The 22871-nt window shown below is 59.3% G+C and carries 24 protein-coding genes; 8 read left to right on the top strand and 16 right to left on the bottom strand.

All coding sequences use genetic code 11. From position 1 onward, the window contains the following. Positions 1 to 319 precede the first annotated feature (319 nt). Positions 320 to 1063, bottom strand: coding sequence for a MurR/RpiR family transcriptional regulator (locus tag OHJ17_RS22765; RefSeq protein WP_002886905.1), 744 nt, complete (start codon positions 1061 to 1063; stop codon positions 320 to 322). A 2-nt stretch (positions 1064 to 1065) separates the two neighbouring features. Next, positions 1066 to 1239, bottom strand: coding sequence for a hypothetical protein (locus tag OHJ17_RS22760; RefSeq protein ID WP_032433782.1), 174 nt, complete (start codon positions 1237 to 1239; stop codon positions 1066 to 1068). Positions 1240 to 1368: 129 nt separating this feature from the next. Here OHJ17_RS22760 and OHJ17_RS22755 point away from each other — a divergent pair, with 129 nt between their 5' ends. The 3 genes from OHJ17_RS22755 to celB all read left to right on the top strand — a co-directional run bounded on the left by OHJ17_RS22755 (position 1369) and on the right by celB (position 4409). Further along, positions 1369 to 1632 (top strand): PTS sugar transporter subunit IIB, encoded by a 264-nt coding sequence (locus tag OHJ17_RS22755; protein ID WP_014908078.1) that lies wholly within the window; start codon positions 1369 to 1371, stop codon positions 1630 to 1632. A 90-nt stretch (positions 1633 to 1722) separates the two neighbouring features. Next, positions 1723 to 3030, top strand: a complete 1308-nt coding sequence (locus OHJ17_RS22750; protein ID WP_004177662.1) for a 6-phospho-beta-glucosidase — start codon at positions 1723 to 1725, stop codon at positions 3028 to 3030. A gap of 26 nt (positions 3031 to 3056) precedes the next feature. Beyond that, a complete protein-coding gene (celB, locus tag OHJ17_RS22745) occupies positions 3057 to 4409 on the top strand; it encodes a PTS cellobiose transporter subunit IIC (RefSeq protein ID WP_004146783.1) in 1353 nt (450 codons plus the stop codon). 55 nt (positions 4410 to 4464) lie between these two features. On the opposite strand, the gene treC is transcribed toward celB, so the two are convergent. The 3 genes from treC to treR form a co-directional block, all read right to left on the bottom strand. Then, positions 4465 to 6120, bottom strand: a complete 1656-nt coding sequence (gene treC / locus OHJ17_RS22740) for an alpha,alpha-phosphotrehalase (protein WP_020316343.1) — start codon at positions 6118 to 6120, stop codon at positions 4465 to 4467. A 51-nt stretch (positions 6121 to 6171) separates the two neighbouring features. Further along, positions 6172 to 7590, bottom strand: a complete 1419-nt coding sequence (gene treB, locus OHJ17_RS22735) for a PTS trehalose transporter subunit IIBC (protein ID WP_004186710.1) — start codon at positions 7588 to 7590, stop codon at positions 6172 to 6174. 130 nt (positions 7591 to 7720) lie between these two features. Beyond that, the gene (gene treR / locus OHJ17_RS22730) at positions 7721 to 8668 is read right to left on the bottom strand and encodes a trehalose operon repressor TreR (protein ID WP_032433783.1); all 948 of its coding nucleotides are present in this window, start codon (positions 8666 to 8668) and stop codon (positions 7721 to 7723) included. Positions 8669 to 8686: 18 nt separating this feature from the next. Here treR and mgtL point away from each other — a divergent pair, with 18 nt between their 5' ends. Beyond that, entirely contained in the window at positions 8687 to 8902 is a 216-nt protein-coding gene (gene mgtL, locus OHJ17_RS26490; RefSeq protein WP_219620685.1) for a mgtA regulatory leader peptide MgtL, read from the top strand. Positions 8903 to 9047: 145 nt separating this feature from the next. Beyond that, a complete protein-coding gene (gene mgtA / locus OHJ17_RS22725) occupies positions 9048 to 11756 on the top strand; it encodes a magnesium-translocating P-type ATPase (RefSeq protein WP_009309303.1) in 2709 nt (902 codons plus the stop codon). Between the two features lie 72 nt (positions 11757 to 11828). Here the strand turns inward: mgtA and ridA are convergent, their stop codons facing one another. The 5 genes from ridA to OHJ17_RS22700 all read right to left on the bottom strand — a co-directional run bounded on the left by ridA (position 11829) and on the right by OHJ17_RS22700 (position 13919). After that, positions 11829 to 12215, bottom strand: coding sequence for a 2-iminobutanoate/2-iminopropanoate deaminase (gene ridA / locus OHJ17_RS22720; RefSeq protein ID WP_002886926.1), 387 nt, complete (start codon positions 12213 to 12215; stop codon positions 11829 to 11831). Positions 12216 to 12367: 152 nt separating this feature from the next. Continuing rightward, the gene (pyrI, locus tag OHJ17_RS22715; protein ID WP_002886927.1) at positions 12368 to 12829 is read right to left on the bottom strand and encodes an aspartate carbamoyltransferase regulatory subunit; all 462 of its coding nucleotides are present in this window, start codon (positions 12827 to 12829) and stop codon (positions 12368 to 12370) included. A 13-nt stretch (positions 12830 to 12842) separates the two neighbouring features. After that, positions 12843 to 13778 carry an aspartate carbamoyltransferase gene (gene pyrB, locus OHJ17_RS22710; RefSeq protein ID WP_002886928.1) on the bottom strand — a complete coding sequence of 312 codons (936 nt, stop codon included), beginning with the start codon at positions 13776 to 13778 and terminating at the stop codon, positions 12843 to 12845. A 2-nt stretch (positions 13779 to 13780) separates the two neighbouring features. Next, entirely contained in the window at positions 13781 to 13840 is a 60-nt protein-coding gene (locus tag OHJ17_RS22705; RefSeq protein WP_227650304.1) for a pyrBI operon leader peptide, read from the bottom strand. Beyond that, complete coding sequence (locus OHJ17_RS22700) at positions 13815 to 13919, bottom strand: pyrBI operon leader peptide (protein ID WP_002886930.1); 105 nt, start codon at positions 13917 to 13919, stop codon at positions 13815 to 13817. The genes OHJ17_RS22705 and OHJ17_RS22700 overlap by 26 nt, the downstream gene beginning before the upstream one ends. A 194-nt stretch (positions 13920 to 14113) precedes the next feature. On the opposite strand from OHJ17_RS22700, the gene OHJ17_RS22695 reads away from it, so the two are divergent. Next, positions 14114 to 14566 (top strand): YhcH/YjgK/YiaL family protein, encoded by a 453-nt coding sequence (locus tag OHJ17_RS22695; RefSeq protein WP_004894676.1) that lies wholly within the window; start codon positions 14114 to 14116, stop codon positions 14564 to 14566. A gap of 61 nt (positions 14567 to 14627) precedes the next feature. Here OHJ17_RS22695 and argF read toward each other — a convergent pair whose 3' ends face one another. Both argF and argL read right to left on the bottom strand, forming a co-directional pair. Beyond that, complete coding sequence (gene argF / locus OHJ17_RS22690; RefSeq protein WP_004178387.1) at positions 14628 to 15632, bottom strand: ornithine carbamoyltransferase; 1005 nt, start codon at positions 15630 to 15632, stop codon at positions 14628 to 14630. Continuing rightward, positions 15602 to 15697 carry a putative translational regulatory protein ArgL gene (gene argL / locus OHJ17_RS26485; protein ID WP_370736902.1) on the bottom strand — a complete coding sequence of 32 codons (96 nt, stop codon included), beginning with the start codon at positions 15695 to 15697 and terminating at the stop codon, positions 15602 to 15604. The genes argF and argL overlap by 31 nt, the downstream gene beginning before the upstream one ends. Before the next feature lie 98 nt (positions 15698 to 15795). On the opposite strand from argL, the gene rraB reads away from it, so the two are divergent. Further along, positions 15796 to 16218 (top strand): ribonuclease E inhibitor RraB, encoded by a 423-nt coding sequence (rraB, locus tag OHJ17_RS22685; RefSeq protein WP_002886947.1) that lies wholly within the window; start codon positions 15796 to 15798, stop codon positions 16216 to 16218. Positions 16219 to 16276: 58 nt separating this feature from the next. After that, the gene (gene miaE / locus OHJ17_RS22680; protein WP_032433784.1) at positions 16277 to 17041 is read left to right on the top strand and encodes a tRNA isopentenyl-2-thiomethyl-A-37 hydroxylase MiaE; all 765 of its coding nucleotides are present in this window, start codon (positions 16277 to 16279) and stop codon (positions 17039 to 17041) included. A gap of 69 nt (positions 17042 to 17110) precedes the next feature. Here the strand turns inward: miaE and OHJ17_RS22675 are convergent, their stop codons facing one another. From OHJ17_RS22675 to pepA, 4 genes are all read right to left on the bottom strand, one after another. Further along, positions 17111 to 17614, bottom strand: coding sequence for a GNAT family N-acetyltransferase (locus OHJ17_RS22675; RefSeq protein WP_008807124.1), 504 nt, complete (start codon positions 17612 to 17614; stop codon positions 17111 to 17113). 120 nt (positions 17615 to 17734) lie between these two features. Further along, positions 17735 to 20590 (bottom strand): valine--tRNA ligase, encoded by a 2856-nt coding sequence (locus OHJ17_RS22670; protein WP_009486532.1) that lies wholly within the window; start codon positions 20588 to 20590, stop codon positions 17735 to 17737. Further along, entirely contained in the window at positions 20590 to 21033 is a 444-nt protein-coding gene (holC, locus tag OHJ17_RS22665) for a DNA polymerase III subunit chi (protein ID WP_002886953.1), read from the bottom strand. The genes OHJ17_RS22670 and holC overlap by 1 nt, the downstream gene beginning before the upstream one ends. 117 nt (positions 21034 to 21150) lie before the next feature. Beyond that, positions 21151 to 22662, bottom strand: a complete 1512-nt coding sequence (gene pepA, locus OHJ17_RS22660) for a leucyl aminopeptidase (protein ID WP_002886954.1) — start codon at positions 22660 to 22662, stop codon at positions 21151 to 21153. Positions 22663 to 22871: the final 209 nt, after the last annotated feature.

The following is a 22871-nucleotide window of genomic DNA, read 5'->3' as shown; positions in this document are numbered from 1 at the left end:
GGAGGTTATCCCGAAGGCGCTGCACGCTACGGCTCGTGCTGTTTACCTTCGGATCCGGCCCGTTTTATCCACATCTCATCACCGCCAGACATCGACAAGATATGGTGACATAATAGACGATTAATACAACATGTTGGGCCGAGGCGCATTTTAAGTTCTATATGTAGTGATTTGCATCAAAGATGTTTGCGATTTTATTGACCCAGAACAAGGTAAAAAGGTGAGAGTACGGATGATGGGCGCTGGCGATAAATGTAAATTTAGGCGCTTAAAATATAAGCAAAAATCGAGCCCGTTCAGGCATGAAACGGGCAAATATTCAGGCAATCAACGTATCGTTAAGCAGATCGACCAGCAGTAGCAGGGCATAGCGAGCCTGCTGCGGGTCAGCGGGCAGCGGCAGGATGGCGCTGGCCATATCGCCAAGGGCGTGCTGTTCCGGCGTCAGAGCAATAATGGTCACTCCCTGCGTACGCGCCTGCAAGGTGGCGCTTTGCAACACAGGGTTGGCCTCGGCAGTGGCCAGCACCAGCAGCAGATGATCGTCATTGAGGGTGCTGGCGGTCAGCCGCATCAGCGCCGCATCCTGACAGAGATTAATCGCGATGCCGGAGGGCAGTAGCTGATGCTGGAGCAGCGCGGCCAGCGTCACGTCCTGGGCGCCAAGGGCGAAGCAGTGTACCGCACGGGCGCTCAGCAGGCGCGATTTACACTTTTCCACCGCCGCTTCCGCGGTATGGCCGAGCTGACGAGTTAGGGTAACGCCAAGGCTGCTAAGTTTGTCGCGCCAGGCGACGGGCAGGGCGGCGCTGTCCGGCGTAAGCCAGCTGGCGCGCCGTTCGCTGGCCTGCGCCAGCTGTTTACGCAGATCACGAATATCATCGCAGCCCACTGAGCGGGCGAAGCGGGTAATGGTGGCAGGGCTGACCCCCGCGCTGGCGGCCAGCTCGTCAATAGAGGCGCTGGCGGTAAAGCTTAGATTTTGTAGAATAAAGGTGGCGACGCGCGACTCCTGGGCACTAAAGCGGCGCATTCCTTCCTGCAGCTGACCTACGATATCCATCCTCATGTTCCCTTTGGCAAAAACCGCATTTGAAAATATTTTTCAATTATCGACTGTCTCTCTTTATAGCACCCACGCCGCATATTTCCTATGGTTAGAGCAGTAAAGGGTGACACCCTGGCGATAAAAATGCGTAAAAATTGAGCCTCGATCACATCGGTGAAAATTATTTTCATATAGCCTTCACTATCACACAATATTAACAATATAGTCGTCCAGGCCCTGAGGGCTGAAGCGATAACACGTAAAGGGGAAGCGCAATGCCACGAATCGTACTCTGTTGTGCCGCAGGCATGTCGACCAGCATGCTGGTGAACAAAATGAAAGCAGAAGCCCAGCAGCGTGCGCTGGCGCTGGAAATCTATGCGGTGGCGGTGGCGGAATTTGAACGCGAATTGCCAAACGCCGACGTCATTCTGCTCGGGCCGCAGGTTAAATATGAAGCCGGACGGCTAACCGCGCTGGCCGCGCCGCAGGGCAAGGCGGTGGCGGTGATCGATATGGCTGACTACGGCATGATGCGCGGCGCCGCGGTGTTGGATAAAGCGCTAGCCCTGCTCGAACACTAATTTTCTCATCCCGTTTTTCATCATCATCACGTGCGGTCCTGCCGATCGCGCGCGGCGCTCTGTATGCCGAAAATCCGAAAAGAGGACACTATGCAAGCACTGAAAATTGCCGTTATCGGCGGCGGCAGCAGCTACACGCCGGAGCTTATTGAAGGGATTATCGTTCGTTACGAGCAGCTTCCGGTCACAGAGCTGGCGCTGGTAGATGTCGAATCCGGCCGGGAAAAGGTGGAGATCATCGCCGCGCTGACCCGGCGGATGCTGAAACATAAAGGGCTGGAGCAGGTGGCGGTCAGCGTCCACTTTACGCTCGATGAGGCCATCCGCGGCGCCAGCTTTGTGCTGACCCAGCTGCGTGTCGGACAGCTGGCGGCGCGCGCCGCCGATGAGCGGCTGGGTCTCAAGTACCACCTGCTGGGCCAGGAGACCACCGGCGTCGGCGGTTTTGCCAAGGCGCTGCGGACGATCCCGGTGATCCTTGAGGTGGCGCGCAAAGTGGAACAGCTGGCGCCGGAAGCGTTCATTCTCAACTTTACTAATCCGGCGGGGATCGTCACCGAGGCGGTCAGCCGCTACAGCACGGCGAAGATCATCGGCCTGTGCAATGTGCCGATCAACATGCAGCACATGATCGTCGGGATGTTGGGCGCCCAGGAGTCCGAAGTGAAATTGCGCTTTGCCGGGCTCAACCATATGGTCTGGGTGCATAAGGTGCTACAGGGGCGCGAGGATGTCACCGGCAAGGTGATCGACATGCTGTGCGACGGTAAGGCGCTGTCGATGAACAACATTAAAGAGCTGCCGTGGCCGGCGGAATTCCTGCGCGCGCTGAAGGCGATTCCGTGCCCCTATCATCGCTATTTTTGGCTGACGCCGGCGATGCTGGCGGAAGAGATCGCCGCGGCGAAAACCAAGGGCACCCGCGCCGAACAGGTGATGAAAGTCGAGCAGGAGCTGTTTGCGCTGTACGCCGACCCGCAGCTGGAAGAAAAACCGGAGCAACTGAGCTTTCGCGGCGGCGCCTACTACTCGGAGGTGGCCGTCGAGCTTATCAACGCGATCTACAACAACCTGGGCGCGGAGATGGTGGTGAATACCCGCAACAACGGCGCGATTCATGGCCTGGATGATGATGCGGTGGTGGAAACCAACAGCATTATTGATGCGCAAGGGGCGCGGCCGCTGGCGTTCGGCCCGCTGCCGCCGGCGATGAATGGCCTGACCCAGCAGGTGAAAGCCTTCGAGCGGTTGACGATTGAAGCCGCGGTACACGGCTGTCGCGAAAGCGCACTGCTGGCGCTGGTGACCAACCCGCTGGTCGGTAACGTCACCGATGCCCAGGCGCTGCTGGATGAAGTATTAACCATCAACCGTCAATGGCTGACGCAATTTAACTGACCGCTATTTCCCCTCGGGAGCACACCATGTCGAATACAAGCTGGATTGAACGTTACGTCATGCCGGCGGCGCTGAGAATCGCCGGGCAAAAGCACGTCCTGTCGGTGCGCGACGGCATCATTCTCAATATGCCGTTTATGTTGATTGGCTCATTCTTCCTGATTTTCGCCTACCTGCCGATCCCCGGCTATGCCGATATGATGAGCAGCCTGTTTGGCGAGGTCTGGCGCGATAAAATGTTGTACCCGGTGAAAGCGACCTACGACATCATGGCGCTGATTTCCAGCTTCGGCATCGCCTACCGGCTGGCGGAGAAGTATCGCACTCTCGATCCGCTGAGCGCTGGAGCGATGTCGCTGGTGGCCTTCATGATGACGATCCCGCAGAACACGCTGTTTACGCCGGTACACGGCGCGGCGGAGGTGATTAAAGGGGTGATCCCGGTGAGCATGGTCGGCAGCCAGGGGCTGTTTGTCGCCATTGTCATTTCGCTGCTGTCGACGGAGATTTATCGTTTGGTCGCCAGCCGCAATCTCGTTATCCGCATGCCGGACGGCGTGCCGCCGGCAGTGGCGAAATCATTCCTTGCCCTGATCCCCGGCTTCTGCGTGCTGGCGGTGGTGCTGGCGCTGCGCCTGGCGGTCGAGGCCTCGCCGTTCGGCGATATCAACAGTATGATCGCCACCCTGATTGGTATTCCGATGCACCACGTCGGCGGTACGCTGCCGGGCATGATTATTTCAGTCATTTTGATTGGTATTTTGTGGACCCTGGGCCTGCACGGCGACGCGATCGTACTGGTGTTTATCCAGCCGGTATGGCTGTCGAATATGTCCGAGAACCTGACGGCCTTCCAGAACGGTCAGCCGATCCCGCATATCATTACTCAGCAGTTTTACGATCTGTGGATTGCCCCCGGGGGTACCGGCGCGCTGCTGGGGCTGGTGATTTTTATGTTGCTGCGTAGCCGTAGCCAGCAGATGAAGCAGCTGGGGAAAATTGCCGCGCCCGGGGCATTGTTTAACATCAGCGAGCCGATGGTGTTTGGCATCCCGCTGGTGATGAACCCGTACTTTTTCCTGCCGTTTATTTTAACGCCGGTGCTGCTGGTGATCGTGTCCTATACCGCGATGGCGACCGGGCTGGTGGCGCCGCCCGCCGGAATCGCGCTGCCGTTCACCACGCCGATCTTCATCAGCGGCTATCTGGCGACCGGAGGGCATATCTCCGGCACGGTGCTGCAGGTGGTGAATTTAGCGATTTCGCTGGTGGTCTACTATCCGTTCTTCCGCGCCTGGGATCGGCTAAAGGCAAAAGAAGAGCACGCCTCGGCGCAACCCCAAGCGAGCGCTGCGATTGCTGATGCCGACCGCGCATAACCTCCAGCCTGACAAATCGTAGCCCCGGTGAGCGTTGCGCCACCGGGGAAAAGCGTTATCCCTGCAGCCACCATATCGCTTCGAACGGCCGCAGCGTCAGCCCGGTCGGGCGCGGGGTGGTCTCGGCATAGTTGCTGATGATCATCTTCCACTCGCCCGGGGCCTCAGCGGGCTGCCAGGCCTGCAGCTCGCGGCTCAGGTTAGCGGCGACTACCAGCGTTTGCCCCTGCCACTGACGACGATAGCACCACAGCGACGGATGCTCCGGCAGCAGATCCTCGTAATCGCCCCAGGTCAGTAGCGGCAGGGTTTTACGCAGCGTAATCAGCTGCTGATAGGCATAAAACACCGAATCGGGGTCCGCCAGCGCCGCCTCGACGTTGATCTCCTGGTAATTATCGCCAAGGCCGATCCACGGCTCACCGTCGCTGAAGCCACCGTTCTCGCCGGCGTGCCACGGCATCGGCGTGCGGCTGTTGTCGCGCGACTTGCTGGCGAGGATCGCCAGCAGTTCGTCCGGGCTTTGCCCCTGCGCCGCACGTTCGATAAACATATTGTGGCTTTCGACGTCACGGTAATCGCTGATGCTGCTGAAGTGCGGATTGGTCATGCCGATCTCTTCGCCCTGGTAGATATAGGGCGTGCCCTGCATGCCGTGCAGCACCATCGCCAGCATCTTCGCCGCCGTCACCCGGTACTCGCCTTCGTCTCCAAAGCGCGACACGATGCGCGGCTGATCGTGGTTACACCAGAACAGCGCGTTCCACGCCCGATTGTGCATTCCCTGCTGCCAGTGGCGGAACAGCGCCTTCAGCGCCACATAGTCCGGGCGGGCGAGGGTCCATTTCTCTCCGCCGGGATAATCGACCTTTAAATGGTGGAAGTTAAAGGTCATCGACAGCTCGCGGCCGTCCAGCGCGGCGTACTGCTGGCAGTGCTCCAGCGAGGTGGAGGACATCTCGCCGACGGTCATCAGGTTACGCGGGGTGAAGACATCGCGGCTCATCTCCTGCAGGAACTCATGCACCCGCGGGCCGTCGGTATAGAAGCGGCGGCCATCCCCGTCCAGATCGCAGGGAAAGGTCTGGTCTTTTGAGATCAGGTTGACCACGTCGAGGCGCAGACCGTCGACGCCGCGGTCAGCCCAGAATTCGCAGACCTTTTTCAGCTCGGCGCGCACCGCCGGATTCTCCCAGTTGAGATCCGCCTGCTCAATGGCGAACAGGTGCAGATAATACTGCCCGCTGTCGGCGTGCCACTGCCAGGCGTTACCGCCAAATTTAGAGCGCCAGTTGTTCGGCAGGGCGTCCGGTTCGCCATCGCGCCAGATATAGAACTGGCGGTAGGGACTCTCCTTATTCAGCGACTGACGGAACCATTCATGTTCGGTCGACGTGTGGTTCAGCACCATATCCAGCACGATGCGGATGCCGCGGGCCTTTGCCTCCGTCACCAGGGCGTCAAAGTCGGCCATCGTGCCGTAGGAGGGATCGATGGCGGTGTAGTTCGCCACATCGTAGCCGTTATCCACCTGCGGTGAGACGTAGAACGGCGTCAGCCAGATGGCGTCGACCCCAAGCTTTTGCAGATAGTCGAGGCGGGAGGTGACGCCGCGCAGGTCGCCGGTACCGCTGCCGGTGGTATCCTGAAAACTCTTCGGATAGATTTGATAAATAACGCCGTTTTGCCACCAGTGGGGGAGATGATTCATAGTACTTTCCTGCTGCAACGAGGGGCGCCAAAGGCGCCCCGAAAGAAGAAGTTAGACAATCTGCAAGGTGCCCTGACGGTACTTGCGCTGATACACCACGCTGGTGAGGATAATCGGCACCACCACCGCGATAGCCATCGCCATGGCGTACACCTGCCAGTAGGTAGGCTGGATGGAGAGGATCCCCGGCAGGCCGCCGACGCCGATGCCGTTCGCCAGCACGCCGTTCAGGCCGCACAGCAGGCCGGCGAGGCCAGAGCCAATCATTGCGCACAGCATCGGGAAGCGGTATTTCAGGTTGATACCGTACATCGCTGGCTCGGTGACCCCGAGATAGGCGGAGATCGCCGCCGGTACCGAGATTTCACGTTCATTCTGCTTGCGGCTGGCGATGATGATGCCAACCACCGCCGACGCCTGGGCAATATTCGACAGCGCAATCAGCGGCCACACCGGGGTACCGCCCATGCTCTGGATCATCTGCATATCGATAGCGAGGGTGGTCTGGTGGACACCGGTAATCACCAGCGGCGCGTAGAGGAAGCCGAACAGCGCGGCGCCGATCGGCGCGAAGCTGCCGGTTAACAGATGGCGTACCGCGAAGGCCACGCCGTCGCCGATCAGGCGGCCGAACGGACCGATAATGGCGTGCGCGAGGAACACCGCGAGGATCAGCGAGCAGACCGGGACAATCACCAGGTAGAGGTAGTCAGGCACAATGCGCTTGAGGCGCGTCTCGATAAAGCCTAAGGCCAGGCCAGCCAGCAGGGCCGGGATCACCTGCGCCTGGTAGCCGACTTTGGCAATGGTAAACAGGCCGAAGTTCCACACCTCCGGCACCTGCTGGCCGAGGAGATAGGCGTTCATCAGCTGCGGGGAGACGAGGGTGACGCCAAGGACGATCCCGAGGATCGGCGTGCCGCCCATCTTCTTCACCGCTGACCAGCAGATCCCCACCGGCAGATAGAAGAAGATCGCCTCGCCAATCAGCCACAGGAAGTCATAGATGGTTTTCAGCGACGGGTGCATCTGGGCCAGCGTCTGGCCATTGCTCATGGGCAGGTCGCCGATAACGTTGCGGAAACCGAGGATCAGACCGCCGCTGATCAGGGCCGGCAGCAGGGGAAAGAAGATCTCGGCGAAGTGCGAGATTAACTGTTCATGCCACTTCATATTTTGCCGCGCGGCCTGCTTGACCTGCTCTTTGTCGGCGGAGGTCTGGCCGGTGGTCGCCAGCAGGGCCTTGTAGTAATCGCCCACCTCGGTGCCGATGACCACCTGGAACTGGCCGGCGTTAGTGAAGCATCCCTTCACCATGCGCAGCTGCTCAATCTCTTTTGGTCTGGCGATGGCCGGGTCGTTCAGCACAAAGCGCAAACGGGTAATACAGTGGCTGACGGTGGCGATGTTACCGCGCCCGCCCACCAGTTCGATCAGTTTATCGATGTCCTGCTGGTTTACTTTGCTCATGATGAAGCCTCAAAAACAGAGGGGAGAGATGCCGTTTTTACCTTGAGGGCATCCTAACCGTTCCGCTTAATTTGCAAAATGGGAACGTTCCCGAAACCCGGCGACGATCACATAAATCGCCCGAGCGAGATTAATTGAGGGCGGCGGGAATCACGATCTGGCGGGGATCGACGCTGCCGGCGATCTGCTCGATCAACTGCCGGGCGGCCCGGCGTCCGGACTCGGCATAGCCCGGATCGACGGTCAAGATTTCCGGGTGGAGAAACTTCATCAGCGGCGTGCTGCCGACGCTGGCGAGCTGCAGCGCATCGCGACCCTGCTGCTGGAGGTACTTGCTGGCGCCGAGGGCGAGGGTATCCGTCGCGCAGACCAGGGCGCTGGTTTCAGCCGTCAGCACGTTGGCGACGGTGTCATATCCCTGCTTCATGCCCAGCCCCGGCAGGGCGGCGGTGGGCGTCAGACGATGCTTTTTACAGAAGGCGAGGTAGGCCAGATGGCGGCGTTCGCCGGTGGTGACGTCGCTGTGCGGTACGCCAAGAAAACTGATGTGGCGGTGTCCGCGATCGTAGAGCCGCTGCATCAGCAGCGTGATGGCCCCTTCGTCGTCATAGCACACCGAGGCGAAGCCGGGAGCGTCGCGGGCCATCAGCACCAGGGTGTCGCGCCAGGGGGCGAGCATCGCTTCGTCGATGCCGGTAAAACCGAACAGCACCACGCCGTCAATATTGCGCCGGGCGAGCATGCCGAGATGCTCCTCCACCAACGCCGGGGAGAACTGGCTCTCCATCATAATCGGATCGTAACCCTGCTCATAAAAGGCGGGCAGCATGGTCTGCACGGCAAGGTTTTCCGACAGCGAATCGAGACGGGTGACGATAATCGCCACCACTTTATCGCTCTGGCCGCGCATGGCGCGGGCGGAACGGGAGGGCGAGAAACCGTGCTGCTGCATCACCGCTTCGACGCGCTCGCGGGTCCGTTCGCTGACCCCGCTCTCGTTGTTAAGGACGCGGGATACCGTCGATTTCCCTACGCCGCTTAAGCGCGCGATATCTTTGATGGTCAGCCGGTTCTGCATGCGGAATTCTCGTCAGGGATGGTAGAAGTGAGCCTAATGCTACTCAACCAAACCGCAATGAGCAAAGTCTGGTTTACGTTCGGTTTAGTTGCGCGGGTTTATCATCGCCATTATTGCCACACAATCCTCAGCGAGGGCGCTATAATTCGCGCCGTTTATATTCACTTACCGGAGATAGTTATGGACCCCGATCCCACTCCTCATCCTCGATGGAGCAACCTTTCTTTCCGGTAAGCCTGTTTAACACTGCTTTACCGGAAAGCGTAAAGCAGTGACGTCCTTGATGTCCCTGCCATAAAAATAACATGCCTGACAGGTAGGTTTTGCTACGCCCGTCGGCAACGCTGCGTTCGCTTTGGCGAGCGCGGAGGGACTGTTTATGCTGAAAAATTATACCCGGCAGCTGTTCGCGCAGCTTAGCCGCCATCTGCCACGTCGTTTAGTCCAGCGCGATCCGCTGCCGGACGCCCGCCATCTGGCGAGTGGCCCCATTCCTGAATCGCTTGGTCAGCATTGCCTGAACGTGGCGGCGATGGACGACCAGGAGATCTGGCGCGCCTTTGACAGCCACCCTGAAGGGCTCAATGAAGGCGAAGTGGCGGCGAAAATCCTCAAACATGGTGACAACCAGATCCCGGCGCAGAAGCCCTCCCCGTGGTGGGTGCATCTGTGGACCTGCTATCGCAACCCGTTCAACCTGCTGCTGACCGTGCTCGGCATCGTCTCCTATTCCACCGAGGATCTGTTCGCCGCCGGGGTTATCGCCCTGATGGTGGGGATCTCGACATTGCTCAATTTCATCCAGGAGGCGCGCTCGACCAAAGCGGCGGATGCGCTGAAGGCGATGGTGAGCAACACCGCCACCGTGCTGCGGGTGGTGAACGAGCAGGGGGAGAGCCGCTGGCTGGAGCTGCCTATCGACCAGCTGGTGCCGGGCGACATTATCCGGTTGTCGGCGGGAGATATGATCCCGGCGGACCTGCGTATCCTGCAGGCGCGGGATTTATTCGTCGCCCAGGCCTCGCTGACCGGCGAATCGCTGCCGGTGGAGAAAGTGGCCCGCAGCCGCGATCCGCTGCAGCAAAACCCGCTGGAGTGCGACACCCTGTGCTTTATGGGCACCAACGTGGTGAGCGGCTCGGCGCAGGCCATCGTCTTCGCCACCGGCGGCCGCACCTGGTTTGGCCAACTGGCCGGCCGCGTCAGTGAACAGGAGAGCGAGCCGAACGCCTTTCAGAAGGGCATCAGCCGGGTCAGCATGCTGCTGATCCGCTTTATGCTGGTGATGGCCCCGGTGGTGCTGCTGATCAATGGCTACACCAAAGGCGACTGGTGGGAGGCGGCGCTATTCGCGCTGTCGGTGGCGGTCGGCTTGACGCCGGAGATGCTGCCGATGATCGTCACTTCGACGCTGGCGCGCGGGGCGGTGAAGCTGTCGAAGCAAAAGGTCATCGTGAAGCACCTCGACGCCATTCAGAATTTCGGCGCGATGGACATCCTCTGCACTGATAAAACCGGCACCCTGACCCAGGATAAGATTGTGCTGGAGAACCATACCGACGTCTCCGGCAAGGTCTGCGAGCGGGTACTGCATGCCGCCTGGCTCAACAGCCACTACCAGACCGGCCTGAAAAACCTGCTCGACACCGCGGTGCTGGACGGGGTTGAGCTGGATGCCGCCCGCGGGCTGGCGGAACGCTGGCAGAAGGTGGATGAGATACCCTTCGACTTCGAACGCCGCCGCATGTCGGTGGTGGTGAAGGAGGATGACGCCGCGCATCAGCTGATCTGCAAAGGGGCGCTGCAGGAGATCCTCAACGTCTCGACCCAGGTGCGCTACAACGGCGATATCGTACCGCTGGACGACACCATGCTGCGCCGCATTCGCCGGGTGACCGATACCCTCAACCGACAGGGGCTACGGGTGGTGGCGGTGGCGACCAAATACCTGCCGGCCCGCGAAGGCGACTACCAGCGCGCCGATGAGTCGGACCTGATCCTTGAAGGTTACATCGCCTTCCTCGATCCGCCGAAAGAGACCACCGCCCCGGCGCTGAAGGCGCTGAAGGCCAGCGGCATCACGGTGAAGATCCTCACCGGCGACAGCGAGCTGGTGGCGGCGAAGGTGTGCCATGAAGTGGGACTGGATGCTGGCGAAGTGGTGATTGGCAGCCAGATTGAAGCCATGAGCGACGACGAGCTGGCGGCGCTGGCCAAACGCACCACGCTGTTCGCCCGCCTGGCGCCGCTGCATAAAGAGCGTATCGTGACGCTGCTCAAGCGTGAAGGTCACGTGGTGGGCTTTATGGGCGACGGCATCAACGACGCCCCGGCGCTGCGCGCGGCGGATATCGGCATCTCGGTCGACGGCGCGGTGGATATCGCCCGCGAGGCGGCGGATATCATTCTGCTGGAGAAGAGCCTGATGGTGCTGGAGGAGGGGGTAATCGAAGGCCGCCGCACCTTCGCCAACATGCTCAAGTACATCAAAATGACCGCCAGCTCCAACTTCGGCAACGTTTTCAGCGTGCTGGTGGCCAGCGCCTTCCTGCCGTTTCTGCCGATGCTGCCGCTGCACCTGTTGATTCAGAACCTGCTGTACGATGTCTCCCAGGTGGCGATCCCGTTTGATAACGTCGATGATGAGCAGATCCGCAAGCCGCAGCGCTGGAACCCGGCCGATCTCGGGCGCTTTATGGTCTTCTTCGGGCCGATCAGCTCGATTTTCGATATCCTCACCTTCGGCCTGATGTGGTGGGTGTTCCACGCCAATACCGTGGAGATGCAGACCCTGTTCCAGTCCGGCTGGTTTATCGAAGGGCTGCTGTCGCAAACGCTGATTGTGCACATGATCCGCACCCGGCGCATTCCGTTCGTTCAGAGCCGGGCCGCCTGGCCGCTGTTCGCCATGACCCTGGTGGTGATGGCGGTGGGTATCGCGCTGCCGTTCTCGCCGCTGGCTAGCTACCTGCAGCTGCAGGCCCTGCCGCTGAGCTACTTCCCATGGCTGGTAGCGATCCTGGCGGGCTATATGGTGCTGACCCAGGCCGTGAAGGGCTTCTACAGCCGCCGCTACGGCTGGCAGTGAGGGACGCGTTTTCGGATGACCCACGTAAAAAAGGCAGCCACTGGCTGCCTTTTTTCATGCCGAGGTTAGCGATCAGCGACGCACGGCGATGGCTTCGATCTCGATCTTCACGTCTTTCGGCAGACGTGCGACTTCAACGCAGGAGCGCGCCGGGAAGGTGGCGTTATGCTCGGTGAAGAACGCTTCGTAGGTGGCGTTAACGGTAGCGAAATCGTTGAGATCTTTGACGAATACGGTGGTCTTGACGATATCGCCGACGGTGAGGCCTGCGGCTTCAACGATCGCTTTCACGTTGTTCAGCGACTGGCGCGCCTGCGCGGACACGTCTTCCGGGACGCTGCCGGTTTTCGGGTCGACCGGGATCTGGCCAGAGGTGATGATCATGCTGCCGAGGTCAACGCCCTGAACGTAGGGGCCAATCGCCGCTGGTGCATTTTCCGTCGCAATAGTTTTGCTCATGTTATCTCCAGATGAACTGAGTAATGTTACGCAAAATCATTCAGGTTGCCGCCAGGCGGTAAGCGCTGTATCGCCGGCGCAGACGCCGCCTGAAGGACGAAGCGTAGGGTGGTAGCCATTATAGGGAGGCCTACCACCAATACCAACCGCATTTAGTTGGCCAGCACCACATAATGAGAAAACTCTTTTTCGCAGTATTTGCATTTGAGTGCGATGTCATCAGCGCGTTTTTTCACTGCAAAACTGGAAGAAACCGGTTCGGCGTGGCTGATACAGTTGCTGTTCGGGCAGACCAGCACGCTGTCGATACGATCCGGCAAGCTCGGGCGGGATTTGCCCACCACTTCGTAATCATCAATGCGGTTTACCGTCGCCTGCGGGGCGTACAGCGACAGCTGGTTAACCTGCTCGTCGGTCAGGAAGGTGTTCTCGATTTTAATCAAATCCTTGCGGCCCATCTCGCCGGAGGGCAGGTTCAGGCCGATGGTGATGCGCTGGTCGGTTTCGGTCAGTTTGAACAGGGTGAGCAGCTTAAAGCCGACCTGCGCCGGGATATGGTCAATCACGGTGCCGCGTTTGATCGCTTCTACCTGCAGTTTATTGTCGTGTGTCATCTCTCATTCCCCCTTACAGTGCCAGCTCGCTATTCAGTACCAGTGCCAGTAACGCCTGGCGGGCGAAGATGCCGTTACCGGCCTGCTGGAAGTACCAGGCGTGCGGTGTTTTATCGACATCGGTGGTGATTTCGTCAATGCGCGGCAGCGGGTGCAGCACCTTCATATTGGCGCGCGCCCCTTCGAGGTCGGCGGCGCGCAGGACGAACTGCGCTTTGACGTTGGCGTATTCCGACGGATCCAGACGCTCTTTCTGCACGCGGGTCATGTACAGAATATCCACTTCCGCCATCACGTCGTCGATGGCGCTATGCAGGCTCCAGGCGATGCCTTTTTCATCGAGCATATCGAGGATGTACTGCGGCATGGCCAGCGCGTCCGGGGCGATGAAGTAGAAGCGGTTGCCGTTGAATTTGGCCAGCGCCTGGGTCAGGGAGTGGACGGTACGGCCATACTTCAGATCGCCGACCATCGCCACGTTGAGGTTTTCGAGGCGGCCCTGGGTCTCCTGAATGGTGAACAGGTCGAGCAGGGTTTGGGTCGGGTGCTGGTTAGCGCCGTCGCCGGCGTTCAGTACCGGCACGCCGCCGGAGAATTCGGTCGCCAGGCGCGCGGCGCCCTCCTGCGGATGACGCATCACGATGGCGTCGACGTAGGTGCTGATGACGGAGATGGTATCCGCCAGCGTTTCCCCTTTTTTGCCCAGCGAGGTGTTGGCGCTGTCGGAAAAGCCGACCACGCTGGCGCCCAGGCGGTGCATCGAGGTTTCAAAAGAGAGGCGGGTGCGGGTCGAGGCTTCAAAGAAGCAGCTGGCGATAACCTTATGCTTCAGCAGCTCGGGTTGTGGATTGGCTTTCAGCTTTGCCGCCGTCGCCAGCACCAGTTCGAGGTCTTCGCGGCTGAGATCGTTTATGGAAATGATATGTTTTTGATATAGCGGGTTAGCCATGCTTATCTCCTGACGCCTGGGCAAAAAAAAAGCCCCTTAAATAAGGGGCTTCGGGAATCCAATGAGCAACGGAAAGAAAAACGGCAGGCCAGCGTCTGCATTGAGACGCGCTAAGACAGAATGTCGTACGCAATTGGCCATGCTTCCTCCCGGCAAAACGACTGGCATTATACGCAGACCGTTATGACGATCAAGCGATTCATTCACAAACAGGTAATCGTTTGCCTGTCGAAAAGTGCGCCAGCGCAAAGAAGCGTGAAACTGTACTGGTATGGCAGCGGTGATGGGGGTATAAAACAAAGAAATGAAATGCTGTTTTATATTTGAGGTAAGCAATGATTATTGGCAATATCCACCATCTGCAGCCATGGCTGCCTGCCGCGCTGCGCGAGGCTATCGAACAGGTTATCGCTCAGGTCAGCGAGGCGACGCCGCTGGGTAAACACGCTATCGACGGCGACAACCTGTTTTATCTGATCTCCGAAGACACCACCGAGCCGCAGGCCGCGCGCCGCGCGGAATACCATGCTCGCTATCTCGATATCCAGATTGTGCTCCGCGGCAGCGAGGGGATGACCTTCAGCACCTTGCCGCCAGGAGAGCCGCAGACCGACTGGCTGGCGGAGAAAGACATCGCTTTTCTTGCCGAAGGCCGGCAGGAAAAAACGGTGATCCTTAACGAAGGGGATTTTGTGGTGTTTTATCCCGGCGAAGTGCATAAACCGCTGTGCGCCGTAGGCGCCCCGGCGAAGGTGCGCAAAGCGGTGGTGAAGATGCTGATGGCGTAAAATGGCGAACCGAATCCCGGATGAACGCCGTGCCATCCGGGACACAGCCGCGAGCGAGGGGCTATTTGCTCAGCGTCGCCACCATCACCGCTTTGATGGTGTGCATCCGGTTTTCCGCCTGGTCGAAGACCACGCTCGCCGCCGACTCAAACACCTCGTCAGTCACCTCCATGCCGCCGTGCAGGCCGTAATCGGCAGCCATCTGTTTGCCCAGCGTGGTCTGGTCGTCGTGGAACGCCGGCAGGCAGTGGAGGAACTTGACCTGCGGGTTGCCGGTGAGCGCCAGCATCGCGCTGTTAACCTGATAGTCGCGCAGCAGGGCGATACGTTCGGCCCATTTTTCCTTCGCCTCGCCCATTGAGACCCAGACGTCGGTATAGATAAAATCGGCGCCTTTCACCCCCGCGGCGATATCTTCCGTCAGGGTGATGTTGCCGCCCTGCTGTTTGGCCAGCGCGGTGCAGGTCTCCACCAGCGCGGCCTCCGGCCAGCAGGCCGATGGCGCCACCAGGCGCAGATCCAGACCGGTCAAGGCGGCGGCTTCCAGCATCGAATTGCCCATGTTGTTGCGCGCGTCGCCGGCGTAGACCAGCGTCATCTGGTTAAAGGCTTTGCCCGGCAGATGCTCTTTCATGGTCAGCAGGTCCGCCAGCAGCTGGGTGGGGTGGAACTCGTTGGTGAGGCCGTTCCACACCGGCACGCCGGCGTATTGCGCCAGGGTCTCTACCACTTCCTGGCCGTGGCCGCGGTACTGAATGCCGTCGTACATCCGTCCGAGCACGCGGGCGGTGTCCTTGATCGACTCTTTATGGCCAATCTGGCTGCCGCTGGGCCCCAGATAGGTCACGCGGGCACCCTGATCGTATGCGGCAACTTCGAAAGAGCATCGTGTACGGGTTGAGTCTTTTTCGAAGATGAGCGCGATGTTTTTTCCTGCCAGTTTCTGGACTTCGATACCGTTTTTCTTATCGGCTTTCAGCTTTGCCGCCAGCTCGAGCAGGGCGGTGATTTCTGCAGGCGTAAAATCGAGTAACTTTAAAAAATGCTTCTGGTAAAACGCAGACATGGTTCCCTCACCTGGCATAGGCCACTAATTGAATTAAAATTCAATTTATATGTATGAATATTCATTTGCAAGTCTGTGATCGAAATCTTTCACTGAGAAGTGGAGGCAATGACGGCGGTATGTGACAATAGGGATAACTGCCGCACATTATGAGGAACGAGCCATGGCAAACCCGGAACACCTGGAAGAACAGCGTGAAGAGACGCGTCTGATTATCGAAGAGCTGCTGGAAGATGGCAGCGATCCGGACGCACTGTACACGATTGAGCATCACCTCTCTGCAGACGATTTCGAAACCCTGGAGAAAGTGGCGGTTGAAGCGTTCAAGCTGGGCTACGAAGTGACCGAGCCCGAAGAGCTGGAAGTGGAAGAGGGTGACATGGTCATCTGCTGCGATATTCTGAGCGAATGCGCGCTGAACGCAGACCTGATCGATGCCCAGGTGGAACAGCTGATGACGCTGGCAGAAAAATATGACGTCGAGTATGACGGTTGGGGCACCTATTATGAGGACCCGAACGGTGAAGACGGCGACGACGATGACGAAGAGTATGTCGATGAAGACGACGATGGTGTTCGCCACTAAGTCGCAAATGTCGTAGATGGATACGGCGGCGCCTGCCGCCGTATAGCAAGGAACTTTCATGGATTACCCGCAGATTCTTTCCCCGATTATCAACTTCCTGCACTGCCCGACGCCGCAGGCGTGGATTGACGAAGCCCGCAAGCCGGAAAACCTGCCGCTGCTGCTGACCGACCATATGGTGTGCGAGCTGAAAGCGGCGCAGAACGCCATGCTGCTGGTGCGTCGCTACGTCGCGGATAAAGCTGACGCCGACGAACTGTTGGCCTGCCTGAAGCCGTACGAAGACTTCACCTACCGCCGGGGGCCGGAGCCGGATTTTGTCGCCCTGCATAAACGGATCAACAAAAGCGCCATGCCGCAGACCGACGACCCGTGGGGCCGCCAGCTGCTGGACAGCATGATTTTATTGATTAAAGAGGAACTGCATCACTTCACGCAGGTGCGGGAGATGATGCTGGCGCGCGATATCCCCTACGTCAAAATCACCGCCAGCAACTATGCCCGCGGCCTGCGGCGCGAAGTGCGCTCGCATGAGCCGGTGATGCTGATCGATAAGCTGATCTGCGGCGCCTATATCGAGGCCCGCTCTTGCGAACGCTTTGCCGCCCTGGCGCCGTGGCTGGACGACGATCTGCAGAAGTTCTACCTGTCGCTGCTGCGCTCCGAGGCGCGTCACTATCAGGACTATCTGGATCTGGCGCAGAAGATTGCCGGAGAAGATATCAGCGAGCGGGTGCGCCAGCTCGGCGAGGCGGAAGCGGCGCTGATCCTCCGTCCGGAGGCCGAGTTCCGCTTTCACAGCGGTGTGCCGGTAGCGGCGTAACCCGCCGTATTCGGGCCCTGTAGCCCCGGTAAGCGCAGCGCTACCGGGGACGCCTGCGATATCGAGGCGCTACAGCGTTTTCAGCATCCGTACTTCGCAGTCCACGTGGCCGGTGCAGCCCAGCGGCCCGTCAATGTGCTCGAAGCCGAGATGTTCATATAAGCCGATCGCCTCCGTCAGGAAGGCGGTGGTTTCCAGATAGCAGCGCTTAAACCCTTGTTCGCGGGCGTAGTCCAGCGCCAGCAGCGCCAGCTTCTTCGCCAGCCCCTGGCCGCGGGCGCTGGTCATAAAATACATTTTCTGCAGCTCGCAGATATCCGGCTCGCTGCAGGCGAGCGGCGCGACGCCGCCGCCGCCAACTACTTCCCCCTCTTTCTCCACCACCCAGTAGGCGGAGCCCGGCTGGCTGTACAGCTCATACAGCTCATCGAGATTCGGGTCGGCGACCGTATAGCCTTTATCGGCGGTCAGGCCATATTCAGCCGAGACCTGGCGGATGACCCTGGCGATGGCGGCATTGTCTGCCGCCGTAATGCGACGCAGCAACGTCGCCGCGGGGACGCTCGTATTCATACAATGACTCATTACCCAAAAAAGACGAATGATGATGTTAATAACATCGCGACAGGGGAAAGCGCAAGCGAGGATGTTTCATAAAAAACGCCCCTTGCCGGGTGGCAAGGGGCGGGAGGATCACAGCGCGGCGATCACCGCCTGCTGCTCAATCAGCTTCGCTTTCGCTTCCGCGTAGCCTTCCAGCTTCTCGCGCTCTTTAGCGATCACTGCTTCCGGCGCGCGGGCGACAAAGCCTTCGTTGGCCAGCTTGCTCTCGATGCGGCCAATTTCACCTTCGATTTTGGCCACTTCTTTCGCCAGACGCGCCAGCTCATCTTCTTTATTGATGAGGCCCGCCATCGGGATCAGCAGCTCGGCGCCGTCGACAATCTTGGTCACCGAGACCGGACCTTTATCATCGGCAGGCAGCACGGTAATGCTTTCCAGACGCGCCAGGTTCAGCAGGAAGCTGCGGTTGTCGTTCACACGACGCTCGGCCTCTTTGCTGCAGCCGCGCAGCAGCAGTTCCAGCGGTTTGCCCGGAGCGATGTTCATTTCCGCACGGATGTTACGCACGGCGACGATCGCCTGCTTCAGCCATTCGGTGTCGGCCAGCGCCGCGTCATCCACCTGAGAAGCATCGTACTGCGGGAACGGCTGCAGCATGATGGTGTCGGCGGTGATACCGCAGATCGCTTTCACGCGCTGCCAGATGGTTTCGGTAATGAACGGAATGATCGGATGCGCCAGGCGTAGCAGACCTTCCAGCACGGTTACCAGCGTATGGCGAGTCCCGCGCAGCTCCGCTTCGCTGCCACCGTTCATAACCGGCTTGGTCAGCTCCAGGTACCAGTCGCAGAACTGGTTCCAGGTGAACTCATACAGGATACCGGCGGCGATATCGAAGCGGAAGTTATCCAGCGCTTCGCGATATGCTTTCACGGTGTGGTTGAATTCCGCGATGATCCAGCGGTCGGCCAGGGAGAGCACCATTTCGCCGCCGTTGAAGCCGCAATCCTGATCTTCGGTGTTCATCAGCACGAAGCGGCTGGCGTTCCACAGCTTATTACAGAAGTTACGGTAACCTTCCAGACGCTTCATATCCCAGTTGATGTCGCGGCCGGTAGAGGCCAGCGCCGCCAGGGTGAAGCGCAGGGCGTCGGTGCCGTGCGGCTCGATGCCGTTCGGGAACTGTTTCTCGGTACGCTTGCGGATTTTATCCGCCAGCTGCGGCTGCATCATGTTGCCGGTACGTTTTTCCAGCAGCTCCGGCAGGGTGATACCGTCAACCATATCCAGCGGGTCAATGACGTTACCCTTGGACTTGGACATCTTCTGGCCTTCGTCATCGCGGATCAGACCGGTCATGTAGACGGTCTTAAACGGTACCTGCGGCTTGCCATTTTCATCTTTGATGAAGTGCATGGTCATCATGATCATGCGGGCGATCCAGAAGAAGATGATGTCGAAGCCGGACACCATCACGCTGGTCGGGTGGAACTGACGCAGGGCGTCGGTGTTTTCCGGCCAGCCGAGGGTGGAGAAGGTCCACAGCGCGGAGGAGAACCAGGTATCGAGAACGTCTTCATCCTGACGCAGGGCAACGTCGGCGCTCAGGTTGTTTTCCTGACGCACTTCGTCTTCGCTACGGCCTACGTAGACGTTGCCGTCGTTGTCATACCATGCCGGGATGCGGTGACCCCACCACAGCTGACGGGAGATACACCAGTCCTGAATATCGCGCATCCAGGAGAAGTACATATTTTCGTACTGCTTCGGCACGAACTGAATATCACCGTTTTCAACGGCTTCGACTGCTGGCTTGGCCAGCACGTCCGCGCGCACGTACCACTGGTCGGTCAGCATCGGCTCGATCACCACGCCGCCGCGATCGCCGTAAGGGACGGTCAGGTCGTGCGGTTTGATCTCTTCCAGCAGGCCGAGGGCGTCAACTGCCGCAACAACGGCTTTACGCGCCGCGAAGCGTTCCAGTTTCTGGAACTCCGCCGGGATCTCGCTGGAGTAGACGTCGGATTCATTGCCTTTGGTGTCGTAGACTTCCGCGCTTTCGCGGATGTCGCCGTCAAAGGTAAGGATGTTGATCATCGGCAGCTGGTGACGACGACCCACTTCGTAGTCGTTAAAGTCGTGCGCCGGGGTGATCTTCACGCAGCCGGTGCCTTTTTCCATGTCGGCGTGCTCGTCGCCCACGATCGGGATGCGGCGGTTAACCAGCGGCAGCACCACGAATTTGCCAATCAGATCTTTGTAGCGCGGATCTTCCGGGTTAACGGCCACGCCGGTATCGCCCAGCAGGGTTTCCGGACGGGTGGTGGCGACCACCAGGTAATCTTTACCGTCAGCGGTTTTCGCGCCATCGGCCAGCGGGTAGCGGATGTGCCACATGGAACCTTTCGATTCGCGGTTTTCCACTTCGAGGTCGGAAATGGCGGTGCGCAGTTTCGGGTCCCAGTTAACCAGGCGTTTGCCGCGGTAGATCAGGTCTTCTTTGTACAGGCGAACAAAGACTTCTTTCACGGCATTGGAAAGCCCCTCGTCCATGGTGAAGCGCTCGCGCTCCCAGTCCACGGAGTTGCCGAGACGGCGCATCTGACGGGTAATGGTGCCGCCGGATTCCGCTTTCCACTGCCAGATTTTGTCGATAAAGGCGTCGCGGCCGTAGTCGTGGCGGGTTTTCCCTTCTTCAGCGGCAATCTTACGCTCAACCACCATCTGGGTAGCGATACCTGCGTGGTCGGTACCGGCCTGCCACAGGGTGTTTTTGCCCTGCATGCGCTGGTAGCGAATCATGGTATCCATGATGGTTTGCTGGAAGGCATGACCCATATGCAAACTGCCGGTGACGTTCGGCGGCGGGATCATGATGCAGAAGCTCTCCTGGCTTTCATCACCATTCGGTTTGAAATAGCCCTGCTTTTCCCAGTGCTCGTAAAGCGGCTGTTCGATATCTTGTGGGTTGTATGTCTTTTCCATTATTTCCAGGTTGCCGTGTTCAGGTTGAAACCAGCCATGCGGTACGCCTTATAGCGTTCGCGCGCCAGTTGTTTCAGATTGTCTTCGTAAGGGACAAAGTCTATCACTTCTGTGAAAGCGGTGGCAAAATCTGCAAAGTTTAGCCGCAGGCTGATAAGAATATCCCGCGGGCTGCTGTTGCGCTTTTGCGGCCAGGCAATCTCTACCGGCGCGCCGCCTCTCGGGCCTTCGCCCGCCAGGTTATGCGGCACAAAGCTCTCCGGCGGCCGCGACCACAGCGCCTCGTCGAGGCGAATCGCCTGCTGTTCATCTTCGCAGGCGATCAGGACGCGCTTGCCGTTGCGCCAACGTTCTGCGGCAATGTCACACACCAACTGCTCGACGGCGCTCAGGCCGTCGACGGTGGCGTCATTGTCCAGAAGATAGAACGTTGCGTTTTTCATATATGGGGCTTCTTGTTGTGGATTTAAATGCAAAGCCGGGCGGCGCTACGCTTACCCGGCCTACAGTGTGCTGCCGTTTGTAGGCCGGGTAAGCGTAGCGCCGCCCGGCATGTCACATCACTCTTCGCCGTTAAAACCCGCACGATTGAGCAGGAATTGCGACAGCAGCGCCACCGGACGACCGGTCGCGCCTTTGGCCTTACCGGAACGCCAGGCAGTACCGGCGATGTCGAGGTGCGCCCAGTTGTACTTGCGGGTGAAGCGCGACAGGAAACAGCCGGCGGTGATCGCGCCGCCAGGACGGCCGCCAATGTTCGCCATATCGGCAAAATTGGACTCCAGCTGATCCTGGAACTCGTCGGCCAGCGGCAAACGCCATGCGCGGTCGCCCGCCAGTTCGGAGGCGCCGATCAGCTCATGGGCCAGCGGGTTATGGTTCGACATCAGGCCGGTGATGTGATGGCCGAGGGCAATCACGCAGGCCCCGGTCAGCGTCGCCACGTCGATAACCGCTTCCGGCTCGAAGCGCTCAACGTAGGTCAGGACGTCGCACAGCACCAGGCGGCCTTCGGCGTCGGTGTTCAGCACTTCCACCGTCTGGCCGGACATAGTGGTCAGGACGTCACCCGGACGATAGGCGCGGCCGCCAGGCATGTTTTCACAGCCCGCCAGCACGCCGATGACGTTCAGCGGCAGCTGCAGTTCGGCAACCATCCGCATCACGCCGTACACCGCCGCCGCGCCGCACATGTCGTACTTCATCTCGTCCATGCCTTCGGCAGGCTTGATGGAGATACCGCCGGAGTCGAAGGTCAGGCCTTTACCGACCAGCACGATAGGGCGCGCGTCCTCAGCCGGGTTGCCTTTATATTCGATGACCGACATCAGCGACTCGTTCTGCGACCCATTGCCGACGGCGAGGTAGGCGTTCATCCCCAGCTCGCGCATCTGCTGTTCGCCGATCACCCGGGTGATGACGTTTTTGCTGTAGGTATCGGCCAGCTGACGCGCCTGGGAAGCCAGATAGGCGGCGTTACAGATGTTCGGCGGCATATTGCCAAGATCTTTCGCCGCTTTGATGCCGGCGGCAATCGCCAGGCCATGCTGAATGGCGCGTTCGCCACTGGTCAGCTCGCGACGGGTCGGCACGTTAAAGACCATTTTACGCAGCGGGCGACGCGGCTCGCTTTTGTTGGTCTTCAGCTGGTCGAAGCTGTACAGCGTCTCTTTGGCGGTTTCAACCGCCTGGCGAACTTTCCAGTAGTTGTTACGGCCTTTGACGTGCAGCTCGGTCAGGAAGCAGACGGCTTCCATTGAGCCGGTATCATTCAGGGTATTGATGGTTTTCTGGATGACCTGCTTATACTGACGCTCATCCAGCTCGCGCTCTTTGCCGCAGCCAATCAGCAGAATGCGCTCAGACAGAATGTTAGGCACATGGTGCAGCAATAACGTCTGGCCAGGTTTGCCTTCCAGCTCGCCGCGACGCAGCAGGGCGCTGATGTAGCCGTCGCTGATTTTATCGAGTTGTTCGGCGATGGGGGAGAGGCGACGTGGTTCAAAGACGCCGACCACGATACAGGCGCTCCGCTGCTTCTCCGGGCTACCGCTTTTTACACTGAACTCCATGCACTATGCTCCTGAATCTTAAAGACAACAGTGGTGGCTACGGCTATACTCGTCGCCTTTCAAGTTGCAGATGCGCCGGCTGCGCCTGCTTACCCTGACGTGGCACATTGTGCGCGCCAGGGGCCACAGCCCTGCTGCCTTCTTACAACTCGAAATCCATTGAGTATATAATTGCAAGCTTTCGTAACTCATATCCGCTGTTGCGGTGA

This window comes from Klebsiella sp. KP20-425-1 (assembly GCF_025813515.1).
Taxonomy (GTDB): Bacteria; Pseudomonadota; Gammaproteobacteria; order Enterobacterales; family Enterobacteriaceae; genus Klebsiella; species Klebsiella pneumoniae.
The sequence above is the reverse complement of the archived record's forward strand: the minus strand, read 5'-3'. Positions and strand labels throughout refer to the sequence as shown.